This is a genomic window from Actinomadura sediminis (assembly GCF_042675525.1).
GTDB classification, from domain to species: Bacteria; Actinomycetota; Actinomycetes; order Streptosporangiales; family Streptosporangiaceae; genus Spirillospora; species Spirillospora sediminis.
Genome location: NZ_JBHTJA010000075.1, coordinates 1 through 13,046, shown reverse-complemented (window position 1 = coordinate 13,046; position 13,046 = coordinate 1). Strand labels below are relative to the sequence as shown.

Annotated in this window: 17 protein-coding genes; 7 read left to right on the top strand and 10 right to left on the bottom strand. The window is 73.5% G+C overall.

Annotated features, from left to right (window positions below; genetic code table 11):
* A complete protein-coding gene (locus ACFQ11_RS27500; protein ID WP_378303738.1) occupies positions 1-351 on the top strand; it encodes a MerR family transcriptional regulator in 351 nt (116 codons plus the stop codon).
* Positions 348-734: an STAS domain-containing protein gene (locus ACFQ11_RS27495; protein ID WP_378303735.1), complete on the top strand. Its 387-nt coding sequence runs from the start codon at positions 348-350 to the stop codon at positions 732-734. The genes ACFQ11_RS27500 and ACFQ11_RS27495 overlap by 4 nt, the downstream gene beginning before the upstream one ends.
* Before the next feature lie 131 nt (positions 735-865).
* On the opposite strand, the gene ACFQ11_RS27490 is transcribed toward ACFQ11_RS27495, so the two are convergent.
* Entirely contained in the window at positions 866-1,204 is a 339-nt protein-coding gene (locus ACFQ11_RS27490; RefSeq protein WP_378303733.1) for a hypothetical protein, read from the bottom strand.
* A 70-nt stretch (positions 1,205-1,274) separates the two neighbouring features.
* Between ACFQ11_RS27490 and ACFQ11_RS27485 the strand changes: the two genes are divergently transcribed.
* Positions 1,275-2,153 (top strand): hypothetical protein, encoded by an 879-nt coding sequence (locus tag ACFQ11_RS27485; RefSeq protein WP_378303731.1) that lies wholly within the window; start codon positions 1,275-1,277, stop codon positions 2,151-2,153.
* Here ACFQ11_RS27485 and ACFQ11_RS27480 read toward each other — a convergent pair.
* Positions 2,134-2,823, bottom strand: coding sequence for a haloacid dehalogenase type II (locus ACFQ11_RS27480; RefSeq protein WP_378303729.1), 690 nt, complete (start codon positions 2,821-2,823; stop codon positions 2,134-2,136). The two genes, ACFQ11_RS27485 and ACFQ11_RS27480, sit on opposite strands and share 20 nt — an antisense overlap.
* An 82-nt stretch (positions 2,824-2,905) precedes the next feature.
* Between ACFQ11_RS27480 and ACFQ11_RS27475 the strand changes: the two genes are divergently transcribed.
* Complete coding sequence (locus ACFQ11_RS27475) at positions 2,906-3,466, top strand: CGNR zinc finger domain-containing protein (RefSeq protein WP_378303727.1); 561 nt, start codon at positions 2,906-2,908, stop codon at positions 3,464-3,466.
* Positions 3,467-3,545: 79 nt separating this feature from the next.
* Here the strand turns inward: ACFQ11_RS27475 and ACFQ11_RS27470 are convergent, their stop codons facing one another.
* A complete protein-coding gene (locus ACFQ11_RS27470; RefSeq protein WP_378303725.1) occupies positions 3,546-4,997 on the bottom strand; it encodes an amidase in 1,452 nt (483 codons plus the stop codon).
* On the bottom strand, positions 4,928-5,326 hold the full coding sequence (locus ACFQ11_RS27465; RefSeq protein ID WP_378303723.1) for a hypothetical protein: 399 nt from the start codon (positions 5,324-5,326) through the stop codon (positions 4,928-4,930). The genes ACFQ11_RS27470 and ACFQ11_RS27465 overlap by 70 nt, the downstream gene beginning before the upstream one ends.
* A gap of 464 nt (positions 5,327-5,790) precedes the next feature.
* Between ACFQ11_RS27465 and ACFQ11_RS27460 the strand changes: the two genes are divergently transcribed.
* From ACFQ11_RS27460 to ACFQ11_RS27450, 3 genes are all read left to right on the top strand, one after another.
* The gene (locus ACFQ11_RS27460) at positions 5,791-6,369 is read left to right on the top strand and encodes an RNA polymerase sigma factor (protein WP_378303721.1); all 579 of its coding nucleotides are present in this window, start codon (positions 5,791-5,793) and stop codon (positions 6,367-6,369) included.
* On the top strand, positions 6,366-7,442 hold the full coding sequence (locus ACFQ11_RS27455; protein WP_378303719.1) for a TolB family protein: 1,077 nt from the start codon (positions 6,366-6,368) through the stop codon (positions 7,440-7,442). The genes ACFQ11_RS27460 and ACFQ11_RS27455 overlap by 4 nt, the downstream gene beginning before the upstream one ends.
* A gap of 62 nt (positions 7,443-7,504) precedes the next feature.
* Positions 7,505-8,101 carry a dihydrofolate reductase family protein gene (locus tag ACFQ11_RS27450; protein ID WP_378303717.1) on the top strand — a complete coding sequence of 199 codons (597 nt, stop codon included), beginning with the start codon at positions 7,505-7,507 and terminating at the stop codon, positions 8,099-8,101.
* A gap of 51 nt (positions 8,102-8,152) precedes the next feature.
* On the opposite strand, the gene ACFQ11_RS27445 is transcribed toward ACFQ11_RS27450, so the two are convergent.
* From ACFQ11_RS27445 to ACFQ11_RS27420, 6 genes are all read right to left on the bottom strand, one after another.
* The gene (locus ACFQ11_RS27445; protein WP_378303715.1) at positions 8,153-9,076 is read right to left on the bottom strand and encodes an ABC transporter substrate-binding protein; all 924 of its coding nucleotides are present in this window, start codon (positions 9,074-9,076) and stop codon (positions 8,153-8,155) included.
* Between the two features lie 28 nt (positions 9,077-9,104).
* The gene (locus ACFQ11_RS27440; protein ID WP_378303713.1) at positions 9,105-9,788 is read right to left on the bottom strand and encodes an ABC transporter permease; all 684 of its coding nucleotides are present in this window, start codon (positions 9,786-9,788) and stop codon (positions 9,105-9,107) included.
* Positions 9,785-10,438 carry an ABC transporter permease gene (locus ACFQ11_RS27435; RefSeq protein WP_378303710.1) on the bottom strand — a complete coding sequence of 218 codons (654 nt, stop codon included), beginning with the start codon at positions 10,436-10,438 and terminating at the stop codon, positions 9,785-9,787. Before ACFQ11_RS27435 ends, ACFQ11_RS27440 begins: the two co-directional genes overlap by 4 nt.
* The gene (locus tag ACFQ11_RS27430) at positions 10,438-11,613 is read right to left on the bottom strand and encodes an ABC transporter ATP-binding protein (protein WP_378303708.1); all 1,176 of its coding nucleotides are present in this window, start codon (positions 11,611-11,613) and stop codon (positions 10,438-10,440) included. The genes ACFQ11_RS27435 and ACFQ11_RS27430 overlap by 1 nt, the downstream gene beginning before the upstream one ends.
* A gap of 154 nt (positions 11,614-11,767) precedes the next feature.
* A complete protein-coding gene (locus ACFQ11_RS27425; RefSeq protein WP_378303706.1) occupies positions 11,768-12,733 on the bottom strand; it encodes a LacI family DNA-binding transcriptional regulator in 966 nt (321 codons plus the stop codon).
* Between the two features lie 46 nt (positions 12,734-12,779).
* A partial coding sequence (locus ACFQ11_RS27420) for a hypothetical protein (protein ID WP_378303704.1) occupies positions 12,780-13,046 on the bottom strand: 267 nt, incomplete at its 5' end.

The following is a 13,046-nucleotide window of genomic DNA, read 5'->3' as shown; positions in this document are numbered from 1 at the left end:
GTGCCCCTTCCCATGGACGACGAGCACGCGGCCCTGTTCACCGTGGGGCAGGTCGCCGACATGCTCCACGTGCAGCAGGCGTTCCTGCGCCGCATCGACGACCAGCGGGTCGTCTCCCCCCGGCGCTCCGCGGGCGGCCAGCGCCGCTACAGCCGCAACGAGATCGGCCGCATCCAGCAGGTCGTCACCCTGATGGGCGAGGGCATGACCCTGCCCGCCATCCGCCGCATCATCGAGCTGCAGCACGAACTCGCCGAGGTCACCCGCGAGCGCGACGAACTGGCGGCCCGCCTGGACGCCCTCGCCGGAACCCCGCGGAACGCGCGGGACGGACAGGGGCCGTCCCGATGACGCTCACCATCGACGAGGCGGTGACCGCCGTGCCGCCGCACGCACTGACGATCGAGACGCACCGCACCGGCCGGACCACCGTGCTCCGGCTGTCCGGCGAACTCGACATGGCCGGCGAGCAGCGCCTGCGCGAGGCCGTCCGGCACGCGCTGCGCACCCGCCCCCGCACGCTCGTCCTGGACCTGTCCGGCCTGCTGTTCACCGACTGCACCGGCCTGTCGGTGATGGTCTGGACGCGGAACCTGCTGGCCCGCCAGGGCGGCGTCCTGCAGATCCGCGACCCGCGCCCCAATGTCCTCCGCGTCCTGGAGTTCGCCCGCCTCGACGCCCACCTCGCCCCCAGGGCCAACGGCCGCACCCGCCCGGCCCGTCCGGGCCGCTGACGGATCAGCGGGGCGCCAGGGGGCCGGCGGCGCCGTGCCAGGAGACGTAGAGGCCCTCGCGGGCGCGGGTGCGGCCGACGATCCTCCGGTCGCCGCTCCCGTCGAACGGCGCCTGAAAGCCGGGCGCCCCGTCAGGCGATGAGCCCTTCGGCCTCTGCCTGGTCCAGGGCCTGCCGCGCCTCACGGGTGTCGAGCATCTCCAGGCCGCGGACCGCCCAGAAGCGCAGCGGCTCGTCCATGCCGTCGAGCTGGCCGCGGAAGATATCGAGCGCCTCGGGCGACCTGGCCTCGGCGACGAGTTCCAGCAGGAGGCACCGCAGGTCAACGTCGCTCTCCGCCTCGAACTCCGCGATCAGCTCGGCGACGTACGCGTCGGCGTGCTCGCGCAGGAAGTCGAACGCGTCCGCGCGGGCGCCCGCGCCGCCCTCGCGCATCTGCTGGATGGCCTGATCGAAACGCCGCCGCGACATATGCCGACTTTACTGCCGATCACCGACACCCCACGTGGCACGCGAAGGCCCGTCCCGTAGCGTCAGCGTCGTGACAAATGAGGCTAAGCGGACGAACGGGGCGCCGCTCGATCGGGTGACGCAGTGCTGGGTGCGCCTGACCGGACGCCGCGTCGACCTGCGGGACGCGCCGTGGCTCTCCGGCCCCCGCGGGGACAGCGACCGGGTCGGCGGCTCCTGGCTGCCCCGCGAGGCCGCACGGCTCGGCGGTCGCGTCCGGGACGACCCGTCCGGCGCGGGCCTGCTCCCGTCGATGACCGTCCTGGACGGCCCCGCGTTCGACCCGGACGCCCTGCACCCGCACGTCCGCGACTTCTACGAGCGCACCACCCGGTGGCGGCTCGACCTGTGGTCGCAGTGGTCGCCGTGGGCATGGCCGTTCGGCTGGCTGATCTCGGCACTGTTCGCCCGCCGCCTCCAGCAGCTCGCCCTCCCCCTGCGCCCGCTCGACGTCGCCCACGGCATGACCAGCGAGGTCACCCCCGTGGTCGCCCCGGACGGCACGACGCTCGGCACGTCCTGGCGGCGGCGGCTGCGCGCGACCGGCGGCACGGTCTTCAGCGGCTGGTACCAGGCGTTCACCGTGCCCGGCGTCCCGCAGCCCCGCGTCCGCGTGGCGTTCCCGCTGCCGAACGGGCGGCTGGTCGTCCTGCTGCGGCCCGAGGTGACGGCGGAGGGCGGCCTCCTGCTCACCTCCCCGGCGGGCGGCTGGGGCGAGGACGGCGCGTACCTCGTCGTCGAACGGGGTTCGCGCGCGTGGGCCCGGCGCGTCCCCGTCCACGAACGCTTCCACGTCCATGTGGACGGCGAGGGAGTCCTGCGCACCGACCACGCCCTGGACCTGTGGGCGATCCCCGTCCTGCGCCTGCACTACCGCCTCGACGACGGCGCTACGCCGTCAGCTCGGTGACCAGCTCGTCCAGCCCGCGGAACCGCCCGTCGAAGGAATCTGACTCCGTCGGCGGGTCGCCGACCGGCCGCCGCACGTACGCCGTCCGCATGCCGCTCGCCCGGGCGCCGCGGAGGTCCCAGGCGTGGGCGGCCACCATGAGCACGCGGCCCGCCGGGCAGCCGGCGGCGTCGACGGCGAGCCGGTAGATCTCCGGCGCCGGCTTGTACGCCCGGACGGCCTCGCCGGACAGGGCCAGGTGCCAGCGCAGCCCGGCGTGCGCGCCGAGCCGCAGCAGCGTGGACCGGTCGGCGTTGGACAGCCCGAGGACGGGGAACCGCTGCGCGAGCCGGTCGAGGGCGGCCACGGAGTCGCCCCAGGGCGGCAGCCGCCGCCCCGCCGTCGCCAGCCGGGCGACGGCCGCCGGATCGGTGAGCCCGGCACGGTCGGCGACGAGCCGCGCGGCCTCCCCGTCGAGCACCTCACTGGGGACGTACGGGCGATGTCCCTCCGCGATCCGCCGCTGCTCCCGCTCGATGTGCCGCTGCCACACGCCGAGAAGCTCCTCGACGGGCGCATCACCGGACGCGGGCACCGCCGCACGGATCTCCGCGCGGAGCCCGCCCGGTTCGTCGACCAGCGTGCCGAGGACGTCGAAGACGACGACCTCGATGTCGCGGATCTCGGCCATGTCGTCTCCCGTTCGTGAAGGCGTCACCGGTTCGACAGGTGACGATCTTGCCGTCGCACGCGTCACCGGTCAAGATGGTGACGTGGATTTCGCGTTCGTGAGCGGCGCCCCCTCCCTCGATCTGGCCGGCACCGTGGGGTCGCGCCGGGACGATCCCGTCGACTCGCTGACCCGCCCGGCGGACCTCGAACGCTGGACGGCCGAATGCCCCGGCCTCCCCGACCGCGTCACCGTGGACGCCGCCGCCTTCGAGGCCGCACTGACGCTGCGGGAGGCGATCTACCGGCTCGCGCTCGATCGCGTCGAGGGCCGCCCTTTCCGTCCGGACGGCCTCGCCGTCGTCAACGAGGCCGCGGCCGGGCCGATGCCCACCGTCCGGCTCGACGATTCGGGCCTGCACACGACGGGGGACGCCCGCGCCGTGCTCACGCACATCGCCCGGGACGGCATCGCCGTGCTCGCCGATCCGCACGCCCGTCTCAAGGAGTGCGGCCGGACCGGCTGCACCCGCGTCTACATCGACCGTTCGCGCGGCGCACGCCGTACCTGGTGCGGGATGGCCGAGTGCGGCAACCGCGTCAAGGCCGCGGCCTACCGAGCACGCCGCCGAGCCGCGACCCCGCCCCGTGAGCCGACCGGCTGACGCGGAACGCCGGAATTCTCGAGTTCACCCGCGTTCCGGAACCTGCGTCACACACCTCCCGGCCCTCGCGGAACGGTCCTCAGTGATCGGCGTGCGTCCCCGCCCACACCGCGGGGGTCCGGCCGGCCCACGGGCTCGCCTGTTCGAGTTGGCCGGCCAGGCGGAAGAGGAGGTCCTCGCGGCCGTAACCGGCGGCGAACTGCATGCCGATCGGGAGGCCCGTCTCGGCGTCGGACGTCACGGGCACGGACATGGCGGGCGTGCCCGCCACGTTGAACGCCGTGGTGAACGGGGAGCGGTCGTTGATGCGGTCGATCCAGCCGAGACCGTCCAGCGCCTCGGCGCCCTCGGCGTAGGCGCCCAACGGCACGGGAGGCTCCGGCGAGGTCGGGGTGAGCAGCACATCGTGAGCGTCGAAGGACCGCGCCAGGCTGCGCGCGACCCGGTTCCGCATCGCGAGGGCGGCGGCGAACCGGACGCCGCCGACCCGCTGCCCGAAGTGGTACCCGGCGAGGGTCACCGGTTCGAGGGTCGATGAGTCGACGGGTCGTCCGGAGGCGGCGGCCAGCGCGTCGACCAGGGCCGCGAGGTTCACCGTCATCAGATCGGCGATGCCCTGGACGAACTCGTCCCAGCCGACTCCGAGACCGGCCTCGGCCTCCTCCACCCGGTGGCCGAGGGATTCGAGCAGGCGCACGGTGCGGGCGAGAGCGTCGGCCACCGGTGCGGTGGTGCGGCGTCCGCCCCACGCCTGCGGCAGGACGCCGATCCGCAGGACGCCCGGGTGCCGGGTGACCTCCTCCGCGTACGGCCGGGACGGCTGCGGGGCGAAGTAGGGATCGCCCGGTTCCGGGCCGCGGATCGCGTCGAGCAGTGCCGCGCCGTCGCGCACCGTGCGGCTGACGCCGCCCTGCACGGCCAGCCCGCTGAAGACCTCGTCGGCGTCGGGTCCCATGGAGACGCGGCCACGCGAGGGCTTCAACCCGAAAAGCCCGTTATAGGCGGCAGGGAGGCGGAGCGAGCCCGCGGCGTCCGTGGCATGCGCGACCGGGACCACCCCGGCGGCGACGGCCGCGGCCGCGCCCCCGCTGGACCCGCCCGCGCTCCGCTCCGGGTCCCACGGGTTGCGGGTCGCGCCGTACAGCAGCGGTTCGGTCGTGAGGCCGTAGGCCAGCTCCGGTGTCGCGGTGCGCCCGAATGTCCGGAGCCCGGCGCGCCGGAAGCGCCGCATCACGAACGAGTCGGCGTCGGCGACGTTGCCCGCGGCGAGACGGCTGCCCAGCTCCATCCGCCTCCCGGCCATGGACACCGCGATGTCCTTGATGAGAAAGGGAACCCCGGCCAGGGGGGCGTCGCCATGGTCGGGCGGGTGGTCGGCCGGCCACGTCTCCACGATGGCGTTGATCTGCGGATTGACGGCCCGCGCGGCCTCGCGCGCGACCGCGTCCAGTTCGGCGGGGGTCACCTCGCCGTCGGCCACGAGCTTCGCGAGCCCGACCGCGTCGAACTCCGCGTACTCGGAAATCCGCATCGCCACTCCCAGCAGAAGATACCGTTCGCCACCATGTCCAGCGTGATGGCCGCGACGCCGCCCGCGAACGGGACCATCGCGAGCACACCCATCGCTCCGCCCTGGAGCGCCCCGCTCGTCCGCCACTTCAGGGCCATCGTCCGGGTGAAGTCGTCGAGATCTTTGAGGTCGAGTTCCTTGAGGTCCGCCAGCTTCGTAACGTCCCGTCCCGCCTCCCGGTGATGCTCCAGGACCTTCTCGGGGTCCATGAGTTCCGTCGTCCAGTCGGTCACCAGCTCCAGGAGGTGAACCGCTCCCTTCACGGCGGGGGTCAGCGCCGTATCGGTCACCCGCTCTATGCCGTCCTTGATGACCGGGGGCGTGACGTTCGAGACGGCCTTTCCGGCCTTGCGAGCGGTTTCCCTGACTTGACCGCCCGCTTCGCCCAGCGCCGCCCGGGCTTTCGGCGGGGAGCACTCGGCGGCGCTCCGCCTTCTTCGCCCAGTGTCGCTGCAGTTCTGCCCAGCGGCGGCTCTCGTACGGGGACATCTCGTGGAACTCTTCGAGGGTGTCGCTCATGCCTTCGCTTTCGTTCAGACCTACAGAGACCCGCAGAGGACGAGCAACGACGGCGCAGCGAAGCCCGTGCTAGCCGTTAATGAACGGACGTGTCAGTACACAGCTTGGTTTACACCGTCATCACGACCCTGAGGGGACCGTTGCCGCGTCCCCGAGGCGGCGGGTGCGGGGTTGACGGGAGGCCCGGGATGAGGGCGGAGAAGCAACCTTTTCCGGGTTCGTTGGTTCTTCAGGTATGAGGTTGCATCATCGTGGGCCGGTCGCGGACGAGGGCGGGGCCGGGACGCCCGGGGAGTCCGGGGGCGCCCCGGACGGGGACGCCGGGCTCACGGGGCTCTTTCGGGCCCATCACGTGTCGCTGGTACGGCTCGCGGTCCTGCTCGTCGGCGATCAGGGCACCGCGGAGGACGTCGTCCAGGACGTGTACGCCCGGCTGCAGCACCGTGAGCGGCGCGGCGGGAAGGGCGGGACGCCCGCGGCGGCGCCCGAGCTGCTCGCGTACGCCCGGGCCGCCGTGCTGAACGCGTGCCGGACGCTGCTGCGCCGCCGCGCCCTGGCGCACCGGCTGTTCCAGGCTCCGCAGCCGGTCTGGTCGGCGGAGAACGACGTGCTGATCGCCGATGACCGCAGGCGCGTCCTGCGGGCGCTGACCCGGTTGCCCGTCCGGCAGCGGGAGGCGATCGTCCTGCGCTACTACCTCGGGCTCTCCGAGGCGGAGATCGCCGCGGCCATGGGGGTCCGCGCCGGGACCGTCAAGTCCACCATCTCCCGGGGCCTGGACGCGCTCCGTGACCGGTACGAGGAGGAACGTTGAAGTCGCCGTCCGAAGAGCTCCTGCGGTCCGCCCTGTCCGACGCCGCCGGGGCCGTGCGGCCCGAGGAGCTGCGGCCGTTGCCGGCGCGGGTGCCGCGGCGCCCGCGCCGGGCGCTGCTCGCGGTGCCGCTGGCGGGGGTCGCCGCGGCCGTCCTCGCCGTCCTGCTCGTCGCGCCGTGGTCGCCGGACGGACGGGACGGTGCGCCGCCGCGCTTCGCCCTGGCGTCCTACGCGGGCGCGGACTTCGTGGTCATGGGGCCCTGGCCGCCGGGCGCGCCGTCGGCCATGGTGCGGAAGGCCGACACCGGACGGACGGTGGCGACGGTTCGCGCGCCCGAGGGCTCGTCGGGGTTTCGTGACTCCGCCGACTCCGGGGACAACAGGACGTTCGTCCTCACCACCGCCGACCCCGAAGCCTGCCTCGTCCGTTTCCACCGCCTCGCCCTGAACGCGGACGGCGCGCCGGCGGAGCCGCCGGCCGAACTGGCCGGCACGGCCCTGCGGCAGCGGATGGGCGAGGGGCCGGGGCAGCTCGCCGTCTCGCCGGGCCTGCGCCGCATCGCCTACGCGGGCCGGGATTGCGGGGACGCGGGCGGGGGCAACGTGACGGTCGTCGACACCGCCACCGGTGAGCGCCGCGTCACCCCGCTGCCGCCTCGCGCGCTGGCCTCCTCGCTGCGCTGGGCGCCGGACGGCCGGGAGCTGGTGTTCCAGACGATGGGCGACTACCTGGAGACCGAGCTGCGGACCCTCGACGCGGAGACGGGCCGCCTCGGCACCGTCTCCCTGGGAGGCGGTGACGCGACGCTGCACGGCGCCGCGTTCGACGAGGACGGCGCGCACGTCACGGCGCTGGTGCGCGACGGCGGGCGGAACCGCATCGTCTGGTACTCGATGACCGGCAAGAGGGTCACCCGGCAGGTGGACCTGCACGCGAGCGAACCCGACGCCCCGACGACCTTCGAGGCGGCCGGGGCCCGGATCGTCGTCCGGATCGACGACCGGGTCAGCGTCATCGCCGGAACGAAGGTCACCACCCGGCGGATCGACCGCGGCGGCGCGTCCGGGCCGTGACGGCGCGCCGCCTGCGGAGCCGTATGATCATGCGTTCCGATCACTGAAGACAGGCTGACCACATGCGCAAGCTCGTGTACTACGTAGCGTCCACCCTGGACGGTTTCGTCGCCGGCCCCGACGGCGCCGACCCCACCGGTCCGAACGGGTTCTGGCCGGTCCCCGACGACTACGTGCGGTACATCATCGCCGAGTACCCCGAGACCCTGCCCGGCCCGGCCCGGGAGGCGCTGGGCGTCACCGACCCCGGCGTCCGTTTCGACACCGTCCTGGAGGGGCGGCGTTCGTACGAGGTCGGGCTCGCGCAGGGCGTCACCGACGCCTACCCGCATCTGCGGCACGTGGTGTTCTCCCGCACGATGACCGAGAGCCCGGACCCGGCCGTCCGGCTGGTGTCCGGCGATCCCGTCGCCACGGTGCGGGAGCTGAAGGAGGAGGACGGCAAGGACATCTGGATCGTCGGCGGCGGCGCGCTCGCGGGCGCCCTGTACGCGGAGATCGACCGGCTCGTCGTGAAGATGGCGCCGCTCACCATCGGCGACGGGATCCCGCTGTTCGGCCGCGACGCCGCCTTCGACCCGCGCACCTGGAAGCTCACCGGCCACACGGCGCTGGACAGCGGCCTGGTCGTCCTCACCTACGACCGCGCCCCCGAATGAACGGCGAGAGCCCGCCGTCCGGAGGGGCGGCGGGCTCTCGGCGTTCCGGGGTCAGGCGAGGGAGTTCTGCTTGAGCCACTCCTCGGCGACCTTCTCCTGGTCGTCCTTGTCGACGACGATGCGCTTCATCATGTCGAGGAGGTGCTGGGTCGTGAGCTTGGCGGACACGGCGTTGAGGGCCGCGCGGGCCTGCTCGTTCACGCCCTTCTCGTAGACGAGCGGGGTGACGTTCTGGGCGCTGAACACGTGCTTCGGGTCCTCCAGGACGACGAGGCCGTGTTCGGCGATCATGGGGTCGGTGGTGAACAGGTCGGCGGCCTGGATCTCGTCGTCCACGAGCAGTTCGACGAGGGTCGCCTGGGCGCCGGCGTCGAGCGGCTGGAACTTCTCGAACTTGAGCCCGTACTCGCTCTCCAGGCCCACGAGGCCCTGCTGGCGGGTCTTGAACTCGGACGGGCCGCCGATCGTCATCCGGCCCGCGACGGGCCGCAGGTCGGCGATCGTCTTCAGGCCGTGCTCGTCCGCGGTCTTCTTGGTGACGGTGACGGAGTCCTTGTCCTCGGCCGTGGCCGAGTCGAGGATCGCGACGCCGTCCGGCAGCTTCTCGGTGAGCTCCTTGTTGACGTCCTCGGTGGTGGCGGCGGTGCTCTTCGGGTCGACCGACGTGGTCAGCAGGGCGCCGTTGTACTCGGGCATGACGTCGATGCCGCCCTTGACGACCTGGTCGTAGTAGACCTCGCGGGCGCCGATGTTGAACTTGCGCTCGACCTTGAGGCCCTTCGCCTCGAGGGCCTGCGCGTAGATCTCGCCGAGCAGCGCGCTCTCGGGGAAGTTGGCGCTGCCGACGGTGACGGCGGACGAGTCGCCGCCGCCTCCGGCGAGCGGGTCGCCGTCCGCGCCGTCCCCGCCGCCGCAGGCGGAGAGGGCTAGGGCGGCCGCCAGGCCCACGACCGCGCCGCGGATCATCTTCTTCATTGTCGTACGTTTCCTTCCGTGGGGACGGTCAGGAGCGGGCCGTTCCGAGCAGGCCCGGGGAGACGAGGAGGCGGCGCAGCACCGCGAACACCAGCTGCACGAGCAGGGCGAGCGCCACGACGACGGCGGTGCCGCCGACGACGAGCTGGTAGTCCTTGCGGGCGATGCCGTCGATGATGTAGCGGCCGAGGCCGCCGAAGCCGGGGTAGGCGGCGAGGGTGGCGGTCGCGACGACCTGGATGGCGGACGTGCGCAGGCCGAGCAGGATCAGCGGCAGCGCCATCGGCAGTTCGGCGCGCCACAGGACGCCCCAGCCGGTCATGCCCATGCCGCGTGCGGCGTCCCTGGCGTCGGCGTCGACGCCGCGGATCCCCTCGTAGGTGTTGACGAGGATCGGCGGGACGGCGAGCGCGACGAGCCCGATCAGCACCGGCGTGATGCTGTGGTCGATCGTGACGATGATCAGGATGAGCCCGAAGGTGGGGATCGCGCGGGCGACGTTGGCGAGGCCGGTCGCCAGCGCCCCGCCCCGGCCGGTGTGCCCGACGAGCAGGCCGAGCGCCAGACCGATCAGCGCGGCGAAGAACAGGGACGTCCCGCTGTAGACCAGGTGCTGCCAGAGGCGGTGCGGGATGCCGTCGACGCCCTCCCACTGCTCGGCGCCGGACAGCCACGTCCAGGAAAGCTCGATCTGGTTCCAGAGGTCGTTCACGCGGCGGCCCTCCCCCTAGCGCGGGCCCACGGCGTGAGGACGCGCTGCAGGACGACGAGGGCGGCGTCCGTGGCCAGGGCCAGCAGCATGATCAGGACGCAGGCCGCGAGGATCTGCGTCGGGAACTGCAGCTGGTGGCCGCGGACGATGTCGTAGCCGAGCCCGCCCTGCCCGATGAGCTGCCCGACGGCGACGAGGCTGATGGACGAGACGGCGGCGACGCGCGTCCCGGCGATCACCACGGGGACGGCGATCGGCAGCTCGACGCGCACGAGGCGGCGCAGCGGGCCGAAGCCCATCGCGGTCGCGGCCTGCCGCACGGGTTCGGGCACCGAGCCCAGGCCGTCCACCACGTTCGGGACCAGCACCGACAGGCTGTACAGGGTCAGCGAGATGATCACCGTGGTGGGGGTGAGCCCGGTGTAGTCGATGAAGACCATGAACAGCGCCAGCGACGGGATCGCGTACAGCACGTTCGCGAGGGTCAGCGTCGGCGGGTACAGCCAGCGCCAGCGGCGGCACAGCACCCCGAGCGGCAGGGAGATCAGCAGGCCGAACAGCACCGGGAGCAGGGACAGCCGCAGGTGCAGGAGGGCGTTCTCGGAGAGATCGGCGGTGTGCTCGCCGATCCACGCCCAGTCGATGCCCATCAGACCGACGCACCGTCCTCGCCGGCCGGGCGCGCGGGTTCGGGACGCGCGGGTTCGGGACGTGCGGGCGCGGGTTCCGGACGGGTGCCGGAGCGGGTGATCGCGGCGCTGAGGTCGGCCTGGTCGGCGACGCCCACGACGCGCCCGTCCCCGTCGACCGCGACGGCGCGCCCGGACGGCGACAGGATCGCGGCGTCCAGCGCGGCGCGGATGGAGTCGCCCTCGATGGAGAACGTGTGCCCGATGGGGGCGAGCCGCGCGTCGGCGAGGACGCCTTCGGCGGGGAGCGCGCCGGCGGCGGCCCAGCCGAGCGGACGGCCGCCGACGTCGACGACGAGCGTCCAGCCGTCCGCGGCGTCGCGGGCCCGCTCGACGGGCGCGTCCGCGGGCAGGATGCCGCGTTCGGACAGCGGCGCCTCGGCGGCCGGGACGAACGACAGGCGGCGGATGCCGCGGTCGTGCCCGATGAACCCGGCGACGAAGTCGTCGGCGGGCCGGGCGAGGAGGTCCTGCGGGCTGTCGACCTGGACGAGCTCGCCGCCCGTCCGGAACACCGCGATGCGGTCGCCGAGCTTGATGGCCTCGTCGATGTCGTGGGTGACGAACACGATCGTCTTGTGCAGCTCGTCCTGCAGGCGGAGGAACTCGTCCTGCAGCTCGGTGCGGACGACCGGGTCGACGGCGCTGAACGGTTCGTCCATCAGCATGATCGGGGGGTCGGCGGCGAGCGCGCGCGCGACGCCCACGCGCTGCTGCTGCCCGCCGGAGAGCTGGAACGGGTAGCGCTTGGCCATCGCGGGCTCCAGCCCGACGAGCCTCATCAGCTCGTGGGCCCGGTCGCGCGTCTCCTTCTTCTTCCTGCCGAGCAGGCGGGGGACGGTCGCGATGTTGTCCTCGACGGTCTTGTGCGGGAACAGGCCGGCGTGCTGGATGACGTACCCGATGCCGCGGCGGAGTTCGGCGGGCTTGCGGTCGCGGACGTCCCGGCCGTCGATGAGCACCCGTCCGGCGGTGGGGTCGACCATCCGGTTGATGGTGCGCAGCGCGGTGGTCTTGCCGCCGCCGGACGTGCCGACGAACACGGTGATCCGGCCGGTCGGGCACTCCAGGCTGACGTCGTCGAGCGCGACGGTGCCGTCGGGGTAGCGCTTGGTGACGCCCTCAAAGGTGATCAAACGGGATCACGTCCTCGCTGGGCGCCGGAGACGCCGATGTTCGATTTCGGCCATCTGCCCAACCGTAGCCAATGGGTACCGCACGTGCAGCGTCCCAATATGACCGAAACGTCACCTATACAGGCCTGTGACCCGGGATAATGTGATGGTCGCCTCATTCCCCGCCCGTCGACGTGCGGACGCGCAGCGCCGGTTCGCGGACGACGCGGCCGCCGCGGGACGCGCCGTCGACACCGCCGACCACCAGCCCGACGGCCGCGTCGACGATGCCGTCGATGTCCCAGTCGACGCTGGTCAGCGGCGGCGTCAGCAGCGCCGACATCGGGTGGTCGTCGTACCCGCAGACCGCGACGTCGCCCGGCACGGCCAGGCCCAGCTCGCGGGTCGCGGCGTACACGCCGTAGGCCATCGAGTCGGTGAAGCAGAAAACCGCCGACGGACGGTCCGGAACCCCGAGCACGCGCAGCGCCGCGGCGGTCGCGGCGGCCAGGCCCTGCGGCACCGCGACGACGTCCACGTGCAGCCCGAGCCGCCCCGCCTCGGCGTTGACGTGCACGTCGGCCGGACGGTCCGGGGTGCTGGCCCGGGTCGCGGTGAACACCGCGAGGCGCCGGTGGCCGAGGTCGCGCAGATGCTCCAGCGCCAGCGTGACGCCGCGCCGGTTGTCGAACACGACCTCGCCGTGCGAGCTCCCGCCGCGCAGCGCGTCCCCGATCGACACCACCGGGAGGGCGCCGCCCAGCTCGGCCCACAGCTCGGCGGCCGGGTCGAGCGGCTGCACGATGAGGCCGTCCACCCGCTGGTCGCGCAGCCGCCGGGCGAGCGCCAGCTCCCGCTCGGGGTCGCCGCCCGCGTCGACGATGAGGGCGTACCGGTCGCGGGCGAGCAGCGCGCGGCCGATGCCGACCGCGAGCGACTGCTGCCAGTAGTCCTCCAGCGAGCCGCACAGCAGCCCGATCTGGCCCGTGCGCCCGCTGGCGAGCGCGCGGGCGATCGGATGGGCCTCGTACCCGAGCCGGTCGGCGGCGGCGCGGACCCGCGCCTGCGTCTCCTCGGACGTCTGGACGCCGCGCAGCGCGTACGACACGGCGGCGGGCGAGAGGCCCGTCGCCGCGGCCACTTCCCGGATGGTCGCGCGTTTGCGCCTCCCCGCCATCCTTCACACCCTAGGCGGCACGGGTGACAGAACGCCCGTCGAGCCAACGGTCCGTCGCGGCGCACACGGCGACGGCCGCGACGAGGCAGACGGCCGCGCCCCTGAGCAGGCCCGCCTCGTAGTACACGTCGGTCACCGCGCGGACGGCGGCGTACCCGGCGAGACCGCCGGCGGCGAGCGCCGCGGACGCCTGCCCGCACCACTGGAGCGCCCCGAACGGCCCGGCGCCCGCCAAGCCCGTCCGCAGCGCGAGCCCCGCCGCCGCGCCGCACACCAG

What these genes read in the sequence shown, in the direction of transcription:
- ACFQ11_RS27495 (WP_378303735.1), top strand. Translation starts at nt 348, where the DNA reads ATGACGCTCACCATCGACGAGGCGGTGACCGCCGTGCCGCCGCACGCA.
- ACFQ11_RS27490 (WP_378303733.1), bottom strand. Translation starts at nt 1,204, where the DNA reads ATGTCGCGGCGGCGTTTCGATCAGGCCATCCAGCAGATGCGCGAGGGC.
- ACFQ11_RS27480 (WP_378303729.1), bottom strand. Translation starts at nt 2,823, where the DNA reads ATGGCCGAGATCCGCGACATCGAGGTCGTCGTCTTCGACGTCCTCGGC.
- ACFQ11_RS27470 (WP_378303725.1), bottom strand. Translation starts at nt 4,997, where the DNA reads ATGCGGATTTCCGAGTACGCGGAGTTCGACGCGGTCGGGCTCGCGAAG.
- ACFQ11_RS27460 (WP_378303721.1), top strand. Translation starts at nt 5,791, where the DNA reads ATGAGGTTGCATCATCGTGGGCCGGTCGCGGACGAGGGCGGGGCCGGG.
- ACFQ11_RS27450 (WP_378303717.1), top strand. Translation starts at nt 7,505, where the DNA reads ATGCGCAAGCTCGTGTACTACGTAGCGTCCACCCTGGACGGTTTCGTC.
- ACFQ11_RS27445 (WP_378303715.1), bottom strand. Translation starts at nt 9,076, where the DNA reads ATGAAGAAGATGATCCGCGGCGCGGTCGTGGGCCTGGCGGCCGCCCTA.
- ACFQ11_RS27435 (WP_378303710.1), bottom strand. Translation starts at nt 10,438, where the DNA reads ATGGGCATCGACTGGGCGTGGATCGGCGAGCACACCGCCGATCTCTCC.